This window comes from Ochrobactrum sp. PL_is501 (assembly GCF_055816895.1).
In genome coordinates this window covers 44,289-65,855 of record NZ_JBVPGR010000032.1, presented here as the reverse complement: position 1 = coordinate 65,855, position 21,567 = coordinate 44,289, and the positions used below count along the sequence as shown (strand labels likewise).

The window sequence follows — 21,567 nt, the reverse complement described above, 5'->3', positions numbered from 1 at the left end:
AGAGAGCTCCTCTGCTTTCCCTCCTTACGCGCGGTGGCATGCTTCAAAATCTGCATCTGGGCTTGCTCCCGAAAGCCTCGTTATTCTTTGAGCTAATCATAAAAATTTATATATGTCTAAACTTATTTCTTTATATGTTTAAACTTATCGATGGGCTAAACTGGCGAGCACGGTGTGGGCGTTCGTATTGCGAAAGTCGGAATGGACATGTATCGTTCGGCGCTCAGCGTGTTGAATTGCCGCTGCGTCTCCTTAGGGTTGAATGCAGGAGCGCGGCTGCAGGACGTAAATTCGATGCCAAATAGGCTAGCCAGTGACGTCCGGGCTGCGAGGCGTCATAGGATGCGAAATGGCAGGCAACTTGACCATGATCGTATGATTGCTGATTACCTGATTTCTATCGGCGGATTGCAGGAGTGCATGTGATCGACAAGCGATCTGGCGGCCATCTGGGCTCGACGTCTCCAAAAGCACAGAAAATTGCCAGCGAAGTGCGGCGCCGCATCGTTGAACTTGAATGGCGTCAGGGCGACCGAATTCCAGACGAGGCCGATCTTGCGATCGAGTTTGACGTCGCGCGAGCAACCGTCAACAAGGCATTGCAGCTTCTGGCCGACGAAGGATTGTTGGATCGCCGCCGCCGAGCCGGTACCCGTATAGCGATTGATCCGGTGCGCAAGGCGACAGTTTCAATCTCGATTGTGCGTGAACAGGTCGAACAGGCCGGCATGGTCTACAGTTATCGCGTCGTAGCACAGCGAAAAAGTCCGATCCCGGCAGAGATTGCGGCGCGGATCGGTCTTCCGGAAGGGGAGATTCTCGTTCACATGCGGGCTGTGCATTACGGCAATGGCCAGCCCTTCCAACTGGAGGACCGCTGGGTCAATCTGCGCGCATCACCTGAACTTGAAAAGGCGGATTTCTGGCAACTGAATGCCAATGAATGGTTGGTGCGCAACGCGCCTTATTTGAGAGCTGACCTGACATTTTCAGCCGAAAATGCCAATCGCCGCGATGCCAGATTGCTACAGACTGAACCAGGGCAGGCATTGCTGATCATGCATCGCACGACCTGGAATGCCCTGGGCCCGATCACGACCGCCAGGGTGGCGTTCCAGCCTGGCCATCTCGTAAGTACAGAAAAAGGTGCGAGCCGAGACTGATTTCGATCGCGTCATACTGCGGAAAACTGTGATTGGCCACTTCGGCGAGCTAGCCGGACACATAGGCCGTGGGCCGAACTCACTTATGGCGAGATAGCCATTGCAGCACACGGCCCTCTGTTCAAGCGCGCCTTGAACCATTGAGGTCAGACTGCTTCTTTCAAAATAGCGCGGAAAGGCTGGGGTGCTGTGCCGAGATATCCCGCAACCATCACCGCTGATGGTCGAAAATCTCGGTACTCGCTATTTAGTCTCCTGGCCGCTTCAGGAGGGAAGATGAAGCGAGGGGAAAATCCGTTCAATCGGTTACGCCGAAGGACTCTGGCCGAAACCAGGAGATCATCGAGGCCGGATTAGACGACGGGTGCGTTCCTGGCGTCGAAAGGCCTGGGACGCTCGGAAACCGTGCGGGCGGCATTTTCAATCAAGGGCCCAAAATTGTCGCTGAAGCTTTCTACCGACCATTCCTGTAAATTGCCGGCGATATGGATTGCTCCGATGGGCACACCCTTTGCATCGGTAACGGGCGCGCCGATTGCTATTTCGTGGGCCAGCAACTGACGGCAGAGAACGGAGTGTCCCCGTCTGCGCGTCGCATCGACCTGTTCCATTACGCCGGCAAGATCGGTGATCGTATAGGGCGTGAACGGGGTGAGGTCGGAACGGTTTACGATATCCGCAATCCGGTCGTCCGGCAGGCGCGACAGGACTGCGATGCCGCCCGCCGTGCAGTAAGTGGGAACCGCATTGCCAACGATGGTAGCGCTGAAGACTTCGTGTTTTGACGGCATACGCAGGGCATAGACCAGCCGTATATCATCGAAAAGCGATAGATCCACGCGTTCGCGCACCCTTCGGCGCAGTTCCAGCATAACCGGATTGGCTCGCTGCAGCATCGGGTTCAGCCGCAGAAAGTCATGTGTCATATCGAGAATTCGCAAGCCGGGAAGATAGCCGCGATCCTCCGGGTCCCGCGCAACCATGCCGAGCTTCATAAGCGAATTGACGATGCGTTGCGTCGCGCTGCGATCAAGTCCCGATGCGGTCGCTATCTGCGTAAGGGATAGCGGGTGTCGAGCGCTCTGGAAGGCGGACAGCACAGCGACCGTGCGCGCAACCGAACGTAGAAACAAGGGGTCGTTTTTGAATTCATCCGCTTCGTCAGGGTCGAAAGTGGACAGTCCGGTCAGGTCGCGAAATTGGTTCATGGGAACAAGCTTTAGTCGCCATTCATAGATTGACAAGGAGCAAAATTGATTCCTATCATTAAAAACAATATAGATGTATCGCTGACAGATACACGGTTTCGCTCTGGGGATAAATCGGTAGATGGGAGTATGCTCGTGCTCAAGCGCGTGGCTGTGGCTGGCTTCTTGCATGAAACGAACACCTTCGCCTCGGCGCCAGCCGATATGGCGGCGTTTGTCCAGGGAGGCGGATATATTCCGCTGTCTCGCGGCGAGGCGGTTCTTCAAAATGCGCGCAATGTAAATCTCGGCATTGCCGGTGCGCTGGATTTCGCTCGCGAGGCGGGGTGGGAAGTCGTTCCCATTTTGTGGGCCGGCGCCATTCCATCCGCCCCGGTCACCCGGGATGCCTATGAAGCCATCGTTTCGGAAATTGTCGAAGGGCTTAAGGATTGCGGCCAGCTCGACGGGATCTTCATCGACTTGCATGGTGCTATGGTCGCCGCGCATGTCGACGATGGCGAAGGGGAGCTTCTTGCGCGTGTCCGTGCGGTTCGCCCGACCGAACCGATAGCTGTCGCCCTTGATCTTCACGGAAATATCACGCGAAGGATGTTCGAACATTGCGATGTGATGGTGGGTTTTCGCACCTATCCGCATGTTGATATGGCCGAAACCGGCTACCGGGCGGCACAGGCGTTGCAGGCTTTGATGGACAAGCCGAAAGGCTGGCACAAGGCAATGCGGCAGGGGGATTACCTGATCCCGATTGCCTGGCAATGTACGGATGAGGAGCCGGCCAAAGGCCTTTATGCCATGGCGGCGGAGCTGCCTGAGAATGTGCTGACGGCATCCTTGTTCATGGGCTTTCCGGCGGCAGACTTTGCCGAATGCGGCCCGTCGGTTTTCGCCTATGGTTGGGATCGGACAGCCGTTGAGGCCCATGCAGACGCGGTCATTGCCGCATTGGCCGCGGCCGAACCTTCCTTTGCCGGTACGGCCTATCAGCCGGAGGAGGGAGTGGCGAAGGCGATTGAGCTAGCGCGCGATGCGCGCCGACCGATCATCATCGCGGATACGCAGGATAATCCGGGAGCAGGTGGTAGTTCTGATACAACCGGGATGCTTCGCGCACTCGTTGCCTGTGGCGCGGAGCGGGCTTCCATCGGCTGCATTCATGACCCGGAAGCGGCAAGGATTGCACATCAGGCCGGAGAGGGAGCGGCGGTGGAAATTGCGCTCGGCGGCAAGTCGGGGATAGAGGGCGACGCGCCGTTCAAGGCCCTGTTTACCGTGGAAAAGCTTTCCGACGGCAAGGCTCATGCGACAGGACCCTATTATGGTGGAACCTGGCTGAACATGGGGCCGTCAGCCTGTCTGCGTCTGGGCGGCACACGGATCGTCGTCACCACCAATCTCGCCCAGATGGCCGATCGTGCGCTTTATCGCATGGTGGGTATCGAGCCGGAGAAGGAAGCCATTCTCGTCAACAAGAGCTCGGTACATTTTCGTGCAGACTTTGCACCCATAGCCGAACAACTTCTGGTCTGCACCGCACCGGGCGCGATGCCGCTCAGCCCGGCCAGACTGTCATGGAAAAATTTGCGTTCGGGCATACGGCTGGAGCCGCTCGGACCGGAATTTAAATAAAAACAAAAACAACCTTCAGAGGAACCCAAGCAGATGCAGTTTTTCAAATCTCCTGAACCTGGCCCCGTTCTTCGCAGGCTGAAATATGGCGTTGCCGCTTCCTTGTTTGCTCTGGGCGCTGGCAACGCATGGGCGGAAACCACGCTCACGGCCGTGATGCATTCGGATTTGCGCATTCTCGATCCGATAATCACGACTGCGCATATCACGCGCGATCATGCCTATATGATCTATGACGTGTTGATCGCCGTAGACGAGAACTTCAAGCCGCAGCCGCAGATGGCGGACTGGACCGTTTCAGACGACAAGAAGGTCTATACTTTCACGCTGCGCGACGGTCTGAAATTCCACGATGGAGCGCCTGTCACTGCTGCTGATGCCGTGGCTTCACTGGAGCGCTGGTCCAAGCGCGATGCTGGCGGCCAGCTTATCATGGACATCACGGATTCACTCAAGGCGACCGATGACAAAACCCTTGTCTGGACCCTAAAGGAGCCGTTTGCGCCCTTCCTCGATACACTGGCCAAGCAGGCGGCTCTGCCTCCTTTCATCATGCCAGCGCGTATCGCGGCGACGCCGGCGGACACGGCCATCACCGAACACATAGGTTCCGGCCCGTTCAAATTCGTGCCGGGTGAGTTCCAGCCCGGCGTCGGCGTGAGCTACGTCAAGAATGAGGATTATGTTCCGCGCAAGGAACCGGCAAACTGGATGGCTGGCGGCAAGGTCGTCAATGTCGACAAGGTGCGCTGGGTCACGATGACCGATGCGCAGACAGCGGTAAACGCCCTGACCAGCGGCGAGATCGACTATATCGAGCAGGTTCCCGTTGATCTTGTTCCATTGCTCGAAGGTGACGACAGTGTTGTGCTGGAGCAGCGAGATCCTCTGGGATACCAGACGATGGGCCGTCTCAACTTCAAGCAACCGCCTTTCGACAATCCCGATATCCGCCGCGCCGCTTTTCTCGCCATGTCGCAGGAGCCGGTGCTTGCCGCGCTGATGGCTGATCCGAACTATTACAAGGTTTGTGGAGCGATCTTTGGTTGCGGAACGCCCAATGCCACCAATGTCGGTTCCGAGAGCATCACAGGGCAGGGCAATATCGAAGAAGCGAAGGCGCTGTTGCAGAAGGCGGGCTATGACGGCAAGCCGGTTGTGCTGATGCAGCCGACGGATGTTACCAGCTTGTCGCCGCAGCCTGTTGTTGCCGCACAACAGTTGCGAGCCGCCGGGTTTAATGTCGACATGCAGCCGATGGATTGGCAAACGCTGGTTGGCCGCCGCGCGTCCAAGGACGAACCGTCCAAGGGGGGATGGAATATCTTCTTCACGAATTGGCAGATACCGGAAATCTGGACGCCGCTGAACTCGGTCATGTTGAATGGCCGCGGCGATCAAGGCTGGTTCGGCTGGCCGCAGGATGACAAGATCGAAGCGTTGAAGAAAGAGTATATTTCAGCTCAGACGCCTGAAGATCAGAAAGCTGTGATCGAGAAGATCCAGGCGCACACGCTTGAAAATGTACTCTACATCCCCCTCGGCGAATACAACCCGCCTCAGGGGCGTCGTGCCAATGTCATCGATATGCTGGGTTCGCCAGTGCCGGTCTTCTGGAACGTCAAGAAGACCGAAGAGTAATTTTGCCCGCGGTTATCGTGCTCATCTGTTCCGGGCGCGATAACTCCCAGTCCACCGCGGAGCCGGTTTTTCCTGCCGGTTCCGCATCACGCGGGGCGTGCATATGGCTGTCTATCTCCTAAAACGCATTTTTGCACTGGTGCCGGTGTTGTTGCTGGTATCGATTTTCGTATTCCTCCTCCTGAGACTGACGCCGGGCGATCCGGCTGCAATTCTCGCGGGGGATGCTGCGACGACGGAGCAATTGGAGCGTATTCGTGAGGCCATGGGCCTTAATGAACCGATCCTGACGCAATATTTCACATGGATGGGAAGGATCTTTCAGGGCGATCTTGGTGTTTCGCTGATTTCGGGCGTGCCTGTTCTTGATATGGTTTCGCAGCGCATCGGACCGACGATTTCGATCGCTGTCCTGACCATCATCATCGCGGTCCTTGTCGCTATCCCTATGGGTGTACTTGCCGCATGGCGCCACCGCTCGTGGATCGACTATCTGGTAATGAGCTTTTCCGTCCTCGGCTTTTCCGTCCCGGTTTTTCTTGTCGGCTATGTGCTGTTGCTGGTCTTTTCGGTCAATCTGGGCTGGCTGCCGGTACAGGGGTTCAAGCCGATCTCGGCGGGTTTGGGCGCCTTCATGGAACGGGCAATCCTGCCTGCGCTGACACTGGCTTCCATCTATATCGCACTGATTGCCCGCATGACCCGGGCAGCGATGCTGGACGTTCTGGGCGAGGATTATATCCGCACCGCGCGCGCCAAGGGTGTGAGTGATCGCCGTCTTCTGTTCGTGCACGCTTTGAAAAATGCGGCCGTGCCTGTCGTTACCATTGTGGGGACGGGGTTTGCGCTGCTGATCTCCGGCGTCGTGGTTACCGAAAGCATCTTCAACATACCCGGTATCGGCCGCCTGACGGTCGATGCGGTGCTTGCCCGTGATTATCCGGTAATTCAGGCCATGATCCTGCTGACGAGTGCACTCTATGTGTTCGTTAATCTGCTGATCGATCTTTCATACACATTGTTCGACCCGAGGATTCGTTATTGATGCGCACAGAATCGACATCGGCTGGCATGCACTGGATGCTTCGCCTGTTTTCGCTGCCGCGCGTCGCCCGCGTTGGCATCGGACCGCTGATTGCTGCCTTGCTTCTCGCCGCAATCATTCTTCTCACCCTTGTCTCTCCGTGGATCGCACCCCACGATCCACTCGCCATGAACCCGATGATGCGCCTCAAGCCACCCTCGGACGAATATCTGCTTGGCACGGACAATTACGGTCGGGACCTTTTCTCACGTATGATCCTCGGGGGACGCATTTCCCTCCTCATCGGGCTTTTCGCGGCGGTTTCCTCGATAATGGTTGGTGTATTCATCGGTCTTATCGCCGGCTTCTTCCGTACTGCCGATGCAATCATCATGCGCATGATGGATGCTCTGATGGCGATGCCCTCAATCCTGATCGCCATTGCGCTGGTCGCGCTCAATGGGCCCTCCATTGGCTCGGTGATCGTGGCGATCACCATTCCGGAAATTCCCCGGGTGGTGCGTCTGGTCCGTTCAGTCATTCTCAGTGCCAGAGAGGAGCCTTATGTCGAGGCCGCCTTGGCGCTCGGTTCCAGCACACCGAAAATCCTGTTTCGTCATCTTCTGCCGAACACAATGGCACCGCTGATCGTGCAGGGCACATATATCGTTGCATCGGCGATCCTTACCGAAGCAATTCTTTCCTTTCTCGGAGCTGGCATCAGCACCGAGATACCGACCTGGGGGAACATCATGGCGGAAGGGCGCCAGTTCTTTCGCATCAAGCCGTCGATCGTGCTCTGGCCGGGACTTTTGCTGACGCTATGCGTCCTTTCTATCAACCTTCTGGGCGATGCGGCTCGCGATACGCTCGATCCGCGCCTGAAAAAGCGGGAGGGCTGACATGGAACTGCGAAATCGTGACTTTTCGGCAGAGCCCGTCGTGTTGGAAGTGGATAATCTTGCCGTGGCACTTCCCGCCGGCACGCCTGTACTTCGCGGCGTGAGCTTCGATATTCGAAAAGGCGAAACCGTCTGTCTCGTAGGTGAATCGGGTTCGGGAAAATCCGTCACATCCCTCACAGCCATGGGGCTTTTGCCGCAAAACGCACTGCGCGTGACGGGTGGTGCAATCCGCCTTGACGGGCGGGACCTGCTGCAACTTTCGCCAGCCGATATGAAGAAGATGCGTGCCACGCGCATCTCAATGATCTTTCAGGAGCCGATGACCGCACTCAATCCTGTGATGCGGGTCGGAGAGCAGATCACGGAAGTTCTGGATATCCATACCGGGCTTTCGGCTGCCGCCAAGCGTGCCAAAGTCATCAATATCATGGAGCAGGTCCATCTGCCGGACGTGGAACGCATCTATCAAAGCTATCCGCATCAGTTGTCGGGCGGGCAGCGCCAGCGCATCATGATTGCCATGGCGCTTATCCTGGAGCCCGTGGTTCTGATTGCTGATGAGCCGACCACAGCGCTCGACGTAACGACACAGAAGCAGATTCTGTCCCTGATCGCGGAGCTACAGGAAAAGCACGGAACAGCGGTTCTGTTCATCACGCATGATATGGGCGTCGTTGCCGAGATCGCGGACCGCGTCTGCGTCATGCGCAGCGGCGAAATCGTGGAGCGTGGCACCATTCGTCAGGTTCTGTCTGAACCTCAACAGCAATACACGAAGGATCTGCTTGGCTCCGTACCAAGTCTCATTCCTCGCCCTGCGCGCGGGCACGAAGAGCGCGAAGCCGTCATCCGGGTGCGTGATCTCGGTATGACTTATCGAAGCGGGGGCCTTTTCAGCAGAAAGCCCGGCGTCAAGGCATCGCGCGCGGTCAGCTTCGACCTCCAGCCGGGCCGAACACTCGGCATTGTTGGCGAATCCGGTTCAGGCAAAACCACCGTGGCGCGTTCGATCATGCGCCTGATTGAGCCGACGGAAGGACAAATCGTCGTGGGTGGACGTGACATTGCACATCTTGGAAAACGCGACATGAAGCCGTTCCGCAAAAAACTTCAGGTGGTCTTTCAGGACCCGTTCCGCTCGCTCAATCCCCGCTGGACCATCGAACAGAGCCTGACCGAAGGGCCGCTGAACTATGGCGTTCCCTATGAGGATGCGGTCACCGAAGCGAGGCGTTTGCTCAAGATCGTTTCATTGCCGGAAGATGCGCTGAAACGATATCCGCATCAGTTTTCGGGCGGGCAGCGCCAGCGCATCGCGATTGCGCGTGCCGTCGCTCTTCGCCCGGACATTCTCGTTGCCGATGAAGCCGTGTCTGCGCTCGATGTCTCCGTGCAGGCGCAGGTTCTCGATCTTCTGGCAGAATTGCAGAAGGATACCGGCATCGCGATCATTTTCATCACGCATGACCTGCGTGTTGCGGCACAGATTTGCGATGAAGTGCTGGTAATGAAGCACGGCCAGGTTGTGGAGCAGGGTAACGCCGCGGACGTGCTTGGCAATCCTTCCCACGACTATACGCGTTCGTTGATCGAAGCCGCCCCGGGCCGCTTCTGGGATTTTGCCGCGGGACGTCCTGCAGCCTGATCGAAGGGCTGCCGGTGGCAGCCCTGGTCCTCTTCAAAGTTTCAAACAGGAATGAAATCATGCCCATCATACCGTTTATTGAGGAGAAAGCCGGCGAGATGCGCGCGGTTTTCGAAGATCTCCATCGTCATCCCGAAATTGGCTTCGAGGAGAAACATGCTTCCGGCGTTGTGGCCGGTCTGCTGGAAAGATGGGGTTTCGATGAAGTTCATACCGGCATCGCCGGAACTGGTGTCGTCGGGATACTGACGGGGCGCAATGGTGGCAATCGCCGCATCGGCCTGCGCGCCGATATGGACGCACTGCCCATCGATGAGATTTCCGGCGTCCCTTACACCTCGCAGAACCCGGGGCGCATGCATGCGTGCGGTCATGACGGACACACGACAATGCTGCTTGGCGCCGCACAGTATCTGGCGGCAACGCGCAATTTCGAAGGCAGCGCGGTTTTCGTCTTCCAGCCAGCCGAAGAAGGCCTTGGTGGAGCGCGCAGGATGATTTCGGAAGGGCTTTTCGAGCGATTTCCCTGTGATGAAATCTATGGAATGCACAATCAGCCTCTTGGTACACTGGGCAAAGCCGCGATCCGCAAGGGCGCAGCCATGGCGGGCGCCAGCTTTTTCGACATCAAGCTGACCGGCAAGGGCAGCCATGCGGCCCAGCCGCATAATGCGCGTGACGTGCTGGTGATCGGTGCCGATCTCGTCGGCCAACTGCAAACCATTGTGTCCCGCAATATTCCAGCTACGGAAGCCTGTGTCGTCTCCTGCACGCAATTCCATACCGGCAGTGCCTATAACATCGTGCCGGAAGTCGCCACGATCACCGGCACGATCCGTTATTTCGAAAAGCGGGTCTGCGATCTTGCCGAAACCCGCCTGCGCGAGATCTGTGCCGGTATCGCTGCAGGTTTCGGCATTACTGTCGATGTCGATATCCGCAACGTGTTTGATGTTCTGCGCAACGATCATGAATTAACCGACGCTTATATCGCCGCAGCACGCGATGTGCTGGGCGAGGAAAACGTGACCGAGGATTGCCCCGCCTTCATGGGCAGCGAAGATTTCGCCGACATGCTCGCCCGCGTTCCCGGTGCTTACATCAATGTGCTGCATGGCGGCAAAGCCGCCCTCCACAATCCCGCCTTTACGCTCGATCCCGCGACGTTGCCAATCGGATCGTCGATCTATGCCCGGATCGTGGAAACCCGTTTGCCAGTGAATAAGGAACTTTCCGCATGAGTGCGCATGAATTGCCGTTTGATCTCGATGATATGATTGCCCGCTTGCGTCCATGGATCGAAACAGAAAGTCCGACCTTCGACGCGACCGCTGTGAACCGCATGGTTGACACTGCGGCCTATGATTTTGCTGCTGCCGGTGCGAGCGTGGAAATCATACCCGGACGCATGGGCTTTGGCGGGTCGTTGCGCGCCCGTTTTCCGCATGCGGATCAAGGCAGGCCGGGTATTCTGGTTTCCGGCCATCTCGATACGGTCCATCCGCTCGGCGTCATCAATGTGAACCCTTATCGCCGCGAGGACGGTAAGATTTACGGGCCGGGCATCCAGGATATGAAGGGCGGCAATTTCGTGGCCCTCGAGGCAATGCGCCAGATCGCCCGTTCGGGACTGACGACAAAGCTGCCGGTGACGTTCCTGCTGACGCCCGATGAAGAAGTCGGAACGCCCTCCACACGTGATTTGATCGAACAGGAAGCACTAAAAAACAAATATGTGCTTGTCCCTGAGCCGGCGCGTCGCGACGGCGGGGCCGTCGTGGGGCGTTACGCGATTGCACGCTATAATCTTGAAACCGTTGGACGTCCGAGCCATGCTGGCTGGATGCTTCAGGAAGGCCGTTCCGCCATCCGCCGCATGGCGGAAAAGATCATCGATATTGAAGCGCTCACCACAGATGACTGCACCTTTTCGGTCGGTGTCATTCATGCGGGACAATGGGTCAATTGCGTATCTTCGAGCTGCAAGGCGGAAGCACTCAGCATGGCCAAGACCCAGCAGGATCTGGAAGAGGGTGTTTCTCGCATCTTGGCGCTTGCCGGCGTGAAAGATGATGTGGAATTCATCGTGACGCGTGGCGTCACGCGCCCGGTTTGGGATCACGGGCAGCCGCAGGACATGGAGCTCTTCAACTTCGCCAACGATATTGCGAAGGAGATCGGTTTCACGATGACGGCCCAGAGTTCGGGTGGTGGTTCGGACGGCAATTTCACAGGCGCACTTGGCGTGCCGACGCTCGATTCCATCGGCGTTCGGGGCGAAGGTCTCCATACCCTGGGTGAACATATCTTCGAGGACAGCCTGATAGAACGGGCGCGTCTCCACGCAGGGCTGTTTCTGCGGCTCAACTGAACAAAACGGATGCGGCCATGCGCGACGAGAAGCGACTTGCAGCCCATGAGGTTCCAGGCCTTAAGGAAGATGTTACGATCAGGGTGGACCAGTGGGGAGTAGCCCATATCCAGGCGAACAATCTTCATGATCTTTTCTTCGCGCAAGGCTGGAATGCCGCACGTGATCGCCTCTGGCAGATCGATATCGCGCGCAAGCGCGGTCTTGGCCTGCTGGCGCGGGATTTCGGTCCCGGCTATCTCGAACAGGACAGGGCGGCGCGGCTGTTTCTCTATCGTGGCGATATGGCACCCGAATGGAAAGCCTACGGTCCTCACTCGGAAGAAATCTGCTTCGCATTCGCCAACGGGATCAATACCTATATTGATGCCTGCGATGCGGGTTCGATACCACTTCCGCCGGAATTTACGCTGCTTGGCCATCGCCCCGACCGATGGAAGGCGGAAGATGTGGTGCGTGTGCGAACCCACTCGCTGACACGCAATGCATCTTCCGAATTGTTACGGTCAAAGGTGATGGCCGCTGTTGGAAGCGAGCTTGGCGCAAGGCTTGATAGGTTGCGCAAGCAGTTGTCGCATGGCGTTGTCTCAAAGCCGGTCAACGGGTTTGATCCGGCGATCATGACGGATCGAGTTTTGCGTGATTTCAACCTTGCCGTCAGTCCGGCGACCTTTTCCCGTGACAGGCTTGCGGCCACGCTTGAGAACGCAGCTCTCTGGACGACCGTTGCGCCCTCTGGAGAGATCATCAGGGCTTCCTTCGAAGAAGGCTCAAACAATTGGGCAATCTCAGCCGAGAAAACCACTACAGGGCGCCCGATACTGGCGCTTGATCCGCATCGAACGCATGTCTTGCCGTCTATCCGTTACGTAGTGCATCTGTCTGCGCCGGGCCTTGATGTGATCGGTGCCGGTGAACCAATGGTACCGGGGATATCGATGGGCCATAACGGGACTGCCGCTTTCGGGCTCACCATTTTCGGGGCGGATCAGGAAGATATCTATGTCTATCGGACCCGTGAAGATGATCCTGAGCAATATGCCTATCGGGATGGTTGGGAAAAAGTCACGACCATTACGGAAGCCATTCCAGTAAAAGGTTGTCCAGACCAGACGGTGACGCTGGAGTTTACCCGCCATGGCCCTGTCATCTATCGGGATGCTGAGAACAACAGGGCTTTTGGATTGCGAACCGTCTGGATGGATGCTGGTATGGCACCTTACATGGCCAGCCTCTCCGTCATGAAGGCAAGGAGCTATGCGGAATATGCCGAAGCGTTGAATGGATGGGGCTGTCCGTCCGTCAATCACATTTACGCGGATACGACCAATAAGATTGCATGGAAACCTTCCGGTGCGTCGCCCATACGTCAGAATTGGGATGGCTTGTTACCCGTTCCCGGTGATGGGCGCTACGAATGGAACGGTTATCTGCTCCCGCAAGCAGGGCCGTCCGAGATCAATCCCGCGCGTGGTTTCATCGCGACCGCCAATGCGATGAACGTACCGGATGAGTGGGCTGCCGCAAGCCCGACCATTGGCTATGAATGGCTCGACAGCAGCAGGCATGATACGTTGCATCGGGAACTGTCGCGCGATACGCTGATTTCCCTTGAGGATTGCGTGGAATTGCAATGTTCGACCTTTTCGCCGATTGCCGCGCGCGCTCTGAAATGCCTGAAAGCGATGGAGGTGACGGACGAAACCGCCGCATGGCAACTGCTTCGAAACTGGGACGGTAATCTGGCAGCAAATTCAGCTCCTGCCGCTTTATTTGAAGTTTGGCTCAGCAAGCATCTCGGCCCATTTGTCGCCCGAAGGGAAGGCGCGGAGCCCCATATCATTCCGATGCTCATGCCGTTCGATGCTCCCAGCATCGTGGAATGGCTGGAAGAAGCGGAGCCGGTTGGAAATGTCCACAAGGATATTGCACAAAGTCTTGATGACGCCTGGGCAGAATGCGTGTCATTGATGGGAGAGAGACCGGAGGAATGGTCTTGGGGCCGTGTTCATCAACTCAAGCTGTCTCATCCCTTGCAATCTCTGACGGAGGAGGCTTGGTCCCTCGAGGCTTTGGAGTTGGGCGGTAGCAGCTCCACTCTCAATTATGCCAATTACCGCTTCAATGATTTTTCTGTTCTGGCTGGTCCGTCGGTTCGGATAGTGATCGATGTGGGAGAATGGGACAACAGCCTGTTTGTCAACAATCCGGGACAGTCTGGCCTGCCCGGCTCACCCCATTATAAGGACCTTCTTCCTCGCTGGCTTGAGGGCGACCATTGTCCCCTGGTCTATTCGCCAAAAGCCGTGCAGGCTGCGACCGTGCACACGATTATGCTGGAAGCATAGCCAGCAGGGCCGCTCGTCCGGCCTTCCGTCGTATCGGGGCTGGCCATCCTCCATAAGACACTTGTGGATGGCTATGCAGGCTTCCTATTCTGGGATCAAATCGATGATTAACGTCTGTATGGCGGAAAAAGCCACGACGAAGCCGAAGTTTTGACCGAAATTCCGAAAACGATAAGGCCCTACGCCGATTCTGTTCTGAGGAGATTTAACCGTGTTCCAACGCATCCATGTAGCCGGGGCTGCCGCACTGCTCCTTGGCACTGCACTTTCCGGTATCGCCGTAGCGGGTGATAGCGGTGGGATCGACGCGATCCGGTTGTCCTCTGGCGGACTGGCGGAAATTTCCAGAAAAGCCACCCTAACGGCTGACGGAACGATACAGATCGAAGTGCCTTTCGACCAGGTGGACGATATTCTGAAAAGCCTCGTCTTGAATGGCAACGCTGGAACGATCGATCGGATATCGCTCGCCGGACCCAGGCCTCTCGAGGAGACTTTCAAGGGCCTGCCGTTCACGCCTGAAACTCTGGTGTCAGCGCCTGCACTACTCGCGTCCATGCAAGGCACGGTGGTATCGGTCACGAGTGGCGGAAAAACAGTGATGGGCAAGGTTCTTGGCGTGGAAACGCGCGGCAGCGAGAAAACGGCAGAACGTGCATTGCTGACGGTGCTTGGCAAGGACGACAGGATTGACACACTCAAATTGGGCGACGATGCCGCGCTGACAGTCGAAGATCCGGAGATGCGCCAGAAACTGGCCGACGCGGTTGCGGCGACGGGACGCGCAAAGAATGACGGTGCACGTGTCGTTAATGTACATATTGCCGGAGTTGGTGGACAAGAAGTTCGGCTTAGCTATGTGATCGCTGCGCCGATCTGGAAGACAGCCTATCGGGTGGTCGTCGGCAAGGACGCCAAAGCTCGTCTTCAGGCGTGGGCCATACTTGAAAATGCCAGCGGAGTAGATTGGAAAGGTGTGAAGATCGCTCTGTCCTCCGCCGATCCCGTTACTCTGAAACAGCGCTTGCATCAGCTCTACTGGAAAGAACGATCAGAAGTCGTCGTCAACACGGCGTCGGATAATGTGGCGGCTCCCGATACAGGCAACTTGTCAAATCGAGTTCGGACGCGCGCCGCTTCCGATAAAAAAGCCATGATGGCGCCAACCATGGAGACTGTAGCAGACCAGGCGGCAGCAGCGCCGGCTCCTGCGGACTATGGGGGTGGGACAGGGGAGGCGGAGACTGGCGCAACTGCCACCGAAAGCGACACTTCAGCCACGTTCGATTTGCCCGGCAGCTATGATCTGGCAAATGGCGATACCCTCTCGGTCCCTATTGCGGATGCCTCGGTGGAGGCACAGATGGTTTCTGTCTATACCGCGGGAAGCAAGCTGCGCCATCCGATTGCGGCGATCAAGATCAGCAATTCGACGGGCGCAAGCATGCCGGGCGGTATCCTGACCGTTTATGATGCCAATGCAGGCTATATTGGTGATGCCGAACTCACGGGCTTGCCCAAGGGCGATACACGCATGGCAAGTTTTGCCACGGACCGGAAAGTGACCGTAACCGAGGATCGCAAGCCAACGCAGAAGATCGTGGATATCAAAATCGTGGATGGGACGATCCGCACGACAGAAAAACTGCTGGAAACCACAACCTATACGATTTCGGGTGCTCTGGATGGTGAACGGACAATCGTGATCGAACATCCGGTTCGTGATGGCTGGTCGTTTGTGTCGCAAGCAGAGAACGGTCGAACCGCCACGCATCACCGGTTGCAGGCAAATGTTGAAGCGGGGGGCGAAGCTTCCGTCACCGCGGTAGACGAATTGCTCCTAAACAACAGCTACACACTGGCTGACGCGGAACCGGACGTTCTGCTTGGCTGGTCGTCTTCCGCCGCCGACAAGGGAGTAGCGGAAAAGCTTGCACAGCTGGCCGAGGCACGCAGGAAGCAGGTCGATGCGCACAGGGAATTGGAAAAAACCAGTGAAGATATTCAGCGGCTTGCTGAAGAGCAGGAGCGCATCCGAGAAAACATCGGTGCCGTCCCCGAGAATAGCGACTTGAAAACCAAGTATCTGAAAATTCTTGAAGAGAGCGAAACGAGTATCGTTCGGGCCACCGAAAAACGTGAAGCCGCCAAGAAAGTCACGGATCATATTGATGATCAGGTGCGTGAGACGATCCGCCAATTTTGATTGGGCTTGAAGCTCAGGTTTTGCATTTCAGCCCCAAGCTGCTTGACTGCTTCAATCGGAGAAAAGGCGAGGTCGCGCGGCAATGGAACCTCGACGAGACTTCTGTAAAGGTCAAAGGCGCGTGGTTTTATCTGTATCGCGCCCTCGACAACTATGGCGATACGGTCGAGTTCTACTTCACCACAAACCGCGATCTCCAGGCCGCGAAGCGCTTTCTGCGCAAGGTTCTGGCGCGCCATGGCAAGCCGGAACGGATCACCATTGACGGCAGCCAGACCAACCGCATGGCCATCATGCAGTCCGATGCGGAGAACCGTTGCGGCAGGCCGGAGGACCCATCGCTATCCGATCCAGCAAATACATGAACAATGCCATCGAGCAGGATCACCGCCGTGTCAAGCGCCGGATCCGGTCGATGCTCGGCTTCAAGTTCGAAGCCGGCCGCCTGGATCACGCTTGCCGGTATTGAATTGGTTCACATGATGCGCAAGCTGCAAGGCAATTTCGGGTCAACCGCACCGCTTCACTCAAACAACAATTCACAGCACTTGCAGCATAGTTGCGTCCAGCGGTAGGCCACGCTTTGCCCAACCGAAATTTTTGCAACAGATCCCGTCGAACTGCTGCGCGAGTTCGACCATTGTCTTTTCCCCCTTGATCGCGGCGAGCGCGACTTTCGCCTTAAAGGCGGTGCTATGATTGCGGCGGGGGCGTTTCGTCATCTTGGCTCCTGTTCCCGGCATACTGCCGTGTTCAAAGGCCGAAAGCCACTTATCACAACGGTTCAATTTTCCCGAGCCACCTCTGTCCGCCCATCGCTGAGAGGCTCTTTGGCTGACATGTTTCGATGGTCAATCGATTGAAGTTCAAACACCGCGAGGGATGATCAGTTCCGTAGGTATCATTTCCGGCAGATCGGTTGTTTGGGCGGGTTCGTCGAGAAGTTCAAAGGCGCGTTCGATCATTGCCTGAACATTCTGCCGGGCCATAACGACCGGGAAGTGGAGAACCTCGATGAAGGGATCCCAGTCGAAGCATCCGATGGAACATTCTCGAACCTCGTCAACCGGAAGCGTTTTTAGAAAGCTCACGATGCCTTCAAAGGGGCTCGTCGAGTTGACGAACAATGCCTCGGGCAGTCCGTTCAATTCGTTGTAGATATCCCGGATCGTTTTTGCAGCGATATCGGGGCCGTAGCCATTTGTCATGATCGTGCCAGCGTGAACCGGAAGGTTCTGCGCAGCCAGCTCATCCTGATAGCCTCGCACGCGCGCACGCGTGTTGTGGTCGCTGTCGACGCCACCAATAAAATAGAAACTGTTTTCCTTGCGACGTGATCTGCGTTCGGCAATGTGACGGGTAAGCTGGCGAGCGCCATCGTAATTGTCGCTGATTACGGAGGCGCCGTGTCTGCCCGGCAGGTCTACATTGATATGCTTCAGGTGGGCCTTTTCGCAGAGTTTGGCGACACTGTCGGGGTCGGTGGCGCCTGCGATCAGCAGCGCATCGATATTATGGGCAATCAATGTTTCCACAGTGCTGCGTTCCTGCTGCGGGTCGCGCAATGTGCTGGCCACAACGGGAATAAGATTCCTTGAACGTGCCACCGTTTCGAACGAGGCCGCCATCGAACTGAAATAGCGATTGTCCAGCATAGGCAAGATCATGCCGATCAGGCCGGAATTCGATATGCGCAGCCCTCGTGCTTGAAGGTTGATTGTATAGCCGAGCTCGCCGGCTATTATTCTGACCTTATCCGCTGTTGCTTTGGTAATTCTTCGATTTTCCCACGACCCATTCATGACGGAAGCAACTGTAGAGGCGGATACACCCGCTCTCTCCGATATATCATAGATGGTTACTTTGCGGGAAACACTCATCAAACATGCTTATCCGTTGGAATGGAAGCATGATCTTAGCGGGTCGAGACCGCTGGCTGCAAGTGGGAGGGGTGGCAATCGGCCCTGTTTCTTCATCATTTCCCTCTTGACCGGATAGGGGATGTTAAGCGATGGTGATGTTGCACTATCGATGGTGCAACATGATTTTGCTCTGATAGGCCGCAATGCGAAGGCTACGAAGGAGCGGGATCATGGAGTGGGAGGCCACTACCTGAGAAATACGGAGCCGGGCGGGATTGGAATCCGCTTGCCAGGTTGTGCGAACCGGAGCTGAAGAACAGTGGGAGTGAGGCATGAAGAATATGTTTGGTAAGGCAGCTTTCGCTGCGGTGATGCTGTCGTCTTTCGCAAGCAATGCGCAGGCGGAAGTGAAGGATGCGGTAGTCGGCTTTTTGATGCCGGATCAGGCATCGACACGTTACGAGGAGCGCGATTATCCGGGCTTTGCCGCAGAGATGAAGAAAATCTGCGAAAGCTGCAAGGTGCTTTATCTCAACGCCGATGGCGATGCGAGCAAGCAGCAGCAGCAGTTCAACTCGGTTATTTCGCAGGGCGCGAAGGTGATTGTGCTCGATGCGGTTGACACGGCAGCGGCAGCTTCGCTGGTCAAGCTCGCCCAGTCGCAGGATATCAAGGTCATCGCCTATGACCGCCCGATCCCGGATGCGACGTCGGATTTCTACGTGTCGTTCGACAATGAAGCCATTGGCAAGTCGATTGCGGAATCGCTGGTCAAGAACCTGAAGGACAAGGGCGTGCCGGGCGACAAGGGCGGCGTTCTGCAAATCAACGGTTCGCCGACCGATGCCGCAGCCGGTCTCATCAAGAACGGCATTCATGCCGGACTTAAGGATAGCGGCTACAAGACGCTTGCCGAATATGACACGCCGGAATGGGCGCCGAGCAAGGCACAGCAATGGGCCAGCGGCCAGATCACCCGCTTCAATGACCAGATCGTCGGGGTGGTGGCTGCCAATGACGGCACCGCAGGCGGCGCGATTGCAGCCATGAAGGCCGCCGGTATCGATCCGCTTCCGCCGGTTACCGGCAATGATGCGACGATTGCAGCACTTCAGCTCATCATTTCGGGCGATCAGTACAACACGATCAACAAGCCGTCTGAAATTGTCGCTGCGGAAGCTGCACGCGTTGCGGGTCAGCTTTTGAACGGCGAAACCCCGAAGGCCGAAGCCACGCTCTACAACACGCCGTCGAAGCTCTTCGTTCCGGTGGTCGTAACGGCAGAAAATCTCAAGGCGGAGATCATCGACAAGAACATCGTTTCCGCTGATACGCTGTGCGTCGACCGCTATGCCGAAGGCTGCAAGAAGCTCGGCATCACCAAGTAAGCAACGATACGCCCGGCCAGTATTCTGGTCGGGCGAGTTCATGCGATAATGGCATATCGTACGATATGCCGGGGAAAGCGAACCATGTCCCAGGAAAACAAACCAACCGCATCGTCGCGGCAACCAGTGTTGCGCCTCAGCGGCATATCCAAGAATTTCGGCGCTGTTTCAGCGCTGACCGATATCGATCTGGAAGTCTTTCCGGGCGAGGTTGTCGCGCTTGTCGGCGATAATGGCGCGGGAAAGTCCACCCTCATCAAGACGCTGGCAGGCGTGCATCAGCCGACATCCGGCACCATCGAGTTCAACGGCGAGAAAGTTGTGCTTTCCTCGCCCGGCGTAGCGCTTGATCTCGGCATCGCGACGGTCTTTCAGGACTTGGCGCTGTGCGAGAATCTCGATGTCGTCGCCAATATTTTTCTTGGCCGCGAAATGAGCCCTTATCGCCTCGACGAAGTGTCGATGGAAATCAAGGCGTGGAAGCTTCTGAACGAATTGTCGGCGCGCATTCCAAGCGTGCGCGAGCCGGTGGCTTCGCTGTCCGGTGGCCAGCGCCAGACGGTTGCGATCTCGCGTTCGCTGCTGCTCGATCCGAAGCTCATCATGCTTGATGAGCCGACGGCAGCGCTGGGCGTTGCGCAGACGGCTGAAGTTCTCGATCTTATCGAGCGCGTCCGCGATCGCGGGCTCGGCGTCCTGATGATCAGCCATAATATGGAAGACGTGCGCGCCGTGGCAGACCGCATCGTCGTGCTGCGCCTTGGCCGCAACAACGGTGTTTTCTATCCGGATTCCTCGAATGAGGAACTGGTCGCGGCCATTACTGGCGCGAGCAGCAATTCCGTTTCCCGCCGCGCTGAACGGCGGCAGGCGCAGCATGAAGCCGGTCAGGCCCATGATCGGGGAGAAGCATAATGAACCAGGCAACCGGAAATACCCCTCTCGACCGCCAGGATACACGCGTGCGCCATGACGAAGGCGTTTCAGGCGCGCTGCGCAACTTCTTCGACCGTGTTCGTTCGGGCGATCTTGGATCGCTGCCGGTTATCGTCGGCCTAGTCATCATCTGGACCGTCTTCCAGACGTTGAATCCGGTCTTTCTGTCGAGCAACAACCTCGTCAACCTGCTGTTCGACTGCTCGACCATCGGCGTGATTTCACTCGGCATCGTCTGCATCCTGATGCTTGGCGAGATCGACCTCTCGGTCGGTTCGGTTAGCGGTCTGGCGTCGGCCATCGTCGGCGTGCTCTGGGTCAATCACGGCTGGCCTGTCGGGGTCGCGATGCTGGCGGCACTTTGCACCGGCGCGCTGATCGGCCTGCTTTACGCCTTTCTCTATAACCGCTTCAGCATGCCAAGCTTCGTTTCCACGCTGGCTGGTCTGCTGGCAGCGCTCGGCCTTCAGCTTTATCTGCTCGGCAATACCGGCTCCATCAACCTGCCTTACGGCTCGTGGCTCGTCAGCTTCGGCCAGCTTCTGGTCATGCCGCGCCCGCTTTCCTATGCGCTGGTGCTGATTGCCGGGCTTGCCATCTTCTTCACCGGATTTCGCTCCGCCCAGCGCCGCCGTGAGGCCGGACTGTCGGCGCCGTCGTCAGCTGGGATCGCGCTCAAGGCCATTGTCATCACCGTTATTGTCGGTGGCGCGGTGTTCTATCTCAACCAGTCGCGCGGCGTGCCGTGGATGTTCGGCCTGTTCGTGGCGCTGGTGATTGCGATGAATTACGCGCTCACCCGCACCAAATGGGGCCGCGCCATGCAGGCCGTCGGCGGTAACCGCGAAGCTGCGCGCCGTGCTGGCATCAATGTGAAGTTCATCTATATGTCGGCCTTCATGACCTGTTCGGTTCTCGCCGCAGCCGGTGGCATTCTCGCAGCGTCGCGCCTTGCCTCCTCCAGCCAGCAGGCCGGTACCGGTGACGTCAATCTCAACGCCATCGCGGCAGCCGTCATAGGCGGCACCAGCCTTTTCGGCGGACGCGGCAGCGCATGGTCGGCCTTGCTCGGCATTATCGTCATCCAGTCGATTGCCAGCGGTTTGACGCTGCTCGATCTGTCCTCTTCGCTTCGCTACATGATTACAGGCGCAGTGCTTGCCATCGCCGTGATCGTCGATTCTCTTGCCCGCCGCTCGCGCCAGTCGCACGGCCGCGCCTAAACCGCTAAGGACTGAAAA

At 57.2% G+C, this 21,567-nt stretch carries 15 protein-coding genes and 2 pseudogenes; 14 read left to right on the top strand and 3 right to left on the bottom strand.

Going from position 1 to position 21,567, the window contains the following annotated elements:
• Positions 1 to 422 precede the first annotated feature (422 nt).
• Complete coding sequence (locus tag AC0TOF_RS07370) at positions 423 to 1,163, top strand: GntR family transcriptional regulator (protein ID WP_473767715.1); 741 nt, start codon at positions 423 to 425, stop codon at positions 1,161 to 1,163.
• Positions 1,164 to 1,516: 353 nt separating this feature from the next.
• Here the strand turns inward: AC0TOF_RS07370 and AC0TOF_RS07365 are convergent, their stop codons facing one another.
• Positions 1,517 to 2,371: an IclR family transcriptional regulator gene (locus AC0TOF_RS07365; protein WP_122000833.1), complete on the bottom strand. Its 855-nt coding sequence runs from the start codon at positions 2,369 to 2,371 to the stop codon at positions 1,517 to 1,519.
• A 129-nt stretch (positions 2,372 to 2,500) separates the two neighbouring features.
• Here AC0TOF_RS07365 and AC0TOF_RS07360 point away from each other — a divergent pair, with 129 nt between their 5' ends.
• The 10 genes and pseudogenes from AC0TOF_RS07360 to AC0TOF_RS07315 all read left to right on the top strand — a co-directional run.
• Positions 2,501 to 4,000 carry a M81 family metallopeptidase gene (locus AC0TOF_RS07360; protein WP_473767714.1) on the top strand — a complete coding sequence of 500 codons (1,500 nt, stop codon included), beginning with the start codon at positions 2,501 to 2,503 and terminating at the stop codon, positions 3,998 to 4,000.
• Between the two features lie 33 nt (positions 4,001 to 4,033).
• Entirely contained in the window at positions 4,034 to 5,641 is a 1,608-nt protein-coding gene (locus AC0TOF_RS07355; protein WP_473767713.1) for an ABC transporter substrate-binding protein, read from the top strand.
• Between the two features lie 103 nt (positions 5,642 to 5,744).
• The gene (locus tag AC0TOF_RS07350; RefSeq protein ID WP_122000830.1) at positions 5,745 to 6,686 is read left to right on the top strand and encodes an ABC transporter permease; all 942 of its coding nucleotides are present in this window, start codon (positions 5,745 to 5,747) and stop codon (positions 6,684 to 6,686) included.
• A gap of 35 nt (positions 6,687 to 6,721) precedes the next feature.
• On the top strand, positions 6,722 to 7,567 hold the full coding sequence (locus AC0TOF_RS07345; RefSeq protein ID WP_473767876.1) for an ABC transporter permease: 846 nt from the start codon (positions 6,722 to 6,724) through the stop codon (positions 7,565 to 7,567).
• 1 nt (position 7,568) lies between these two features.
• A complete protein-coding gene (locus AC0TOF_RS07340; protein WP_473767712.1) occupies positions 7,569 to 9,215 on the top strand; it encodes an ABC transporter ATP-binding protein in 1,647 nt (548 codons plus the stop codon).
• A gap of 59 nt (positions 9,216 to 9,274) precedes the next feature.
• A complete protein-coding gene (locus AC0TOF_RS07335; RefSeq protein WP_473767711.1) occupies positions 9,275 to 10,456 on the top strand; it encodes a M20 aminoacylase family protein in 1,182 nt (393 codons plus the stop codon).
• Positions 10,453 to 11,586, top strand: a complete 1,134-nt coding sequence (locus AC0TOF_RS07330) for a M20/M25/M40 family metallo-hydrolase (protein ID WP_473767710.1) — start codon at positions 10,453 to 10,455, stop codon at positions 11,584 to 11,586. Before AC0TOF_RS07335 ends, AC0TOF_RS07330 begins: the two co-directional genes overlap by 4 nt.
• Before the next feature lie 17 nt (positions 11,587 to 11,603).
• Positions 11,604 to 13,934 carry a penicillin acylase family protein gene (locus tag AC0TOF_RS07325; protein WP_473767709.1) on the top strand — a complete coding sequence of 777 codons (2,331 nt, stop codon included), beginning with the start codon at positions 11,604 to 11,606 and terminating at the stop codon, positions 13,932 to 13,934.
• A gap of 403 nt (positions 13,935 to 14,337) precedes the next feature.
• Positions 14,338 to 16,140 carry a DUF4139 domain-containing protein gene (locus tag AC0TOF_RS07320; RefSeq protein WP_473767708.1) on the top strand — a complete coding sequence of 601 codons (1,803 nt, stop codon included), beginning with the start codon at positions 14,338 to 14,340 and terminating at the stop codon, positions 16,138 to 16,140.
• A 17-nt stretch (positions 16,141 to 16,157) separates the two neighbouring features.
• Positions 16,158 to 16,699: pseudogene (locus AC0TOF_RS07315) on the top strand (IS6 family transposase); the annotation flags it as partial.
• A gap of 55 nt (positions 16,700 to 16,754) precedes the next feature.
• Here AC0TOF_RS07315 and AC0TOF_RS07310 read toward each other — a convergent pair.
• Both AC0TOF_RS07310 and AC0TOF_RS07305 read right to left on the bottom strand, forming a co-directional pair.
• A pseudogene (locus AC0TOF_RS07310) lies at positions 16,755 to 16,862 on the bottom strand (transposase); the annotation flags it as partial.
• Between the two features lie 144 nt (positions 16,863 to 17,006).
• Positions 17,007 to 17,795, bottom strand: coding sequence for a substrate-binding domain-containing protein (locus tag AC0TOF_RS07305; protein ID WP_473767875.1), 789 nt, complete (start codon positions 17,793 to 17,795; stop codon positions 17,007 to 17,009).
• A 548-nt stretch (positions 17,796 to 18,343) separates the two neighbouring features.
• On the opposite strand from AC0TOF_RS07305, the gene AC0TOF_RS07300 reads away from it, so the two are divergent.
• The 3 genes from AC0TOF_RS07300 (at position 18,344) to AC0TOF_RS07290 (ending at position 21,549) form a co-directional block, all read left to right on the top strand.
• Positions 18,344 to 19,390, top strand: a complete 1,047-nt coding sequence (locus AC0TOF_RS07300) for an ABC transporter substrate-binding protein (protein ID WP_473767874.1) — start codon at positions 18,344 to 18,346, stop codon at positions 19,388 to 19,390.
• Positions 19,391 to 19,474: 84 nt separating this feature from the next.
• On the top strand, positions 19,475 to 20,305 hold the full coding sequence (locus tag AC0TOF_RS07295; RefSeq protein ID WP_063620529.1) for an ATP-binding cassette domain-containing protein: 831 nt from the start codon (positions 19,475 to 19,477) through the stop codon (positions 20,303 to 20,305).
• On the top strand, positions 20,305 to 21,549 hold the full coding sequence (locus AC0TOF_RS07290) for a sugar ABC transporter permease (RefSeq protein ID WP_473767707.1): 1,245 nt from the start codon (positions 20,305 to 20,307) through the stop codon (positions 21,547 to 21,549). The genes AC0TOF_RS07295 and AC0TOF_RS07290 overlap by 1 nt, the downstream gene beginning before the upstream one ends.
• Positions 21,550 to 21,567: the final 18 nt, after the last annotated feature.

Excerpts from the sequence above, each read along its gene's own strand:
- AC0TOF_RS07330 (WP_473767710.1), top strand. The coding sequence starts at position 10,453 with ATGAGTGCGCATGAATTGCCGTTTGATCTCGATGATATGATTGCCCGC.
- AC0TOF_RS07350 (WP_122000830.1), top strand. The coding sequence starts at position 5,745 with ATGGCTGTCTATCTCCTAAAACGCATTTTTGCACTGGTGCCGGTGTTG.
- AC0TOF_RS07300 (WP_473767874.1), top strand. The coding sequence starts at position 18,344 with ATGTTTGGTAAGGCAGCTTTCGCTGCGGTGATGCTGTCGTCTTTCGCA.
- AC0TOF_RS07325 (WP_473767709.1), top strand. The coding sequence starts at position 11,604 with ATGCGCGACGAGAAGCGACTTGCAGCCCATGAGGTTCCAGGCCTTAAG.
- AC0TOF_RS07360 (WP_473767714.1), top strand. The coding sequence starts at position 2,501 with ATGCTCGTGCTCAAGCGCGTGGCTGTGGCTGGCTTCTTGCATGAAACG.
- AC0TOF_RS07345 (WP_473767876.1), top strand. The coding sequence starts at position 6,722 with ATGCTTCGCCTGTTTTCGCTGCCGCGCGTCGCCCGCGTTGGCATCGGA.
- AC0TOF_RS07355 (WP_473767713.1), top strand. The coding sequence starts at position 4,034 with ATGCAGTTTTTCAAATCTCCTGAACCTGGCCCCGTTCTTCGCAGGCTG.
- AC0TOF_RS07290 (WP_473767707.1), top strand. The coding sequence starts at position 20,305 with ATGAACCAGGCAACCGGAAATACCCCTCTCGACCGCCAGGATACACGC.
- AC0TOF_RS07340 (WP_473767712.1), top strand. The coding sequence starts at position 7,569 with ATGGAACTGCGAAATCGTGACTTTTCGGCAGAGCCCGTCGTGTTGGAA.
- AC0TOF_RS07305 (WP_473767875.1), bottom strand. The coding sequence starts at position 17,795 with ATGCTGGACAATCGCTATTTCAGTTCGATGGCGGCCTCGTTCGAAACG.
- AC0TOF_RS07295 (WP_063620529.1), top strand. The coding sequence starts at position 19,475 with ATGTCCCAGGAAAACAAACCAACCGCATCGTCGCGGCAACCAGTGTTG.
- AC0TOF_RS07365 (WP_122000833.1), bottom strand. The coding sequence starts at position 2,371 with ATGAACCAATTTCGCGACCTGACCGGACTGTCCACTTTCGACCCTGAC.
- AC0TOF_RS07335 (WP_473767711.1), top strand. The coding sequence starts at position 9,275 with ATGCCCATCATACCGTTTATTGAGGAGAAAGCCGGCGAGATGCGCGCG.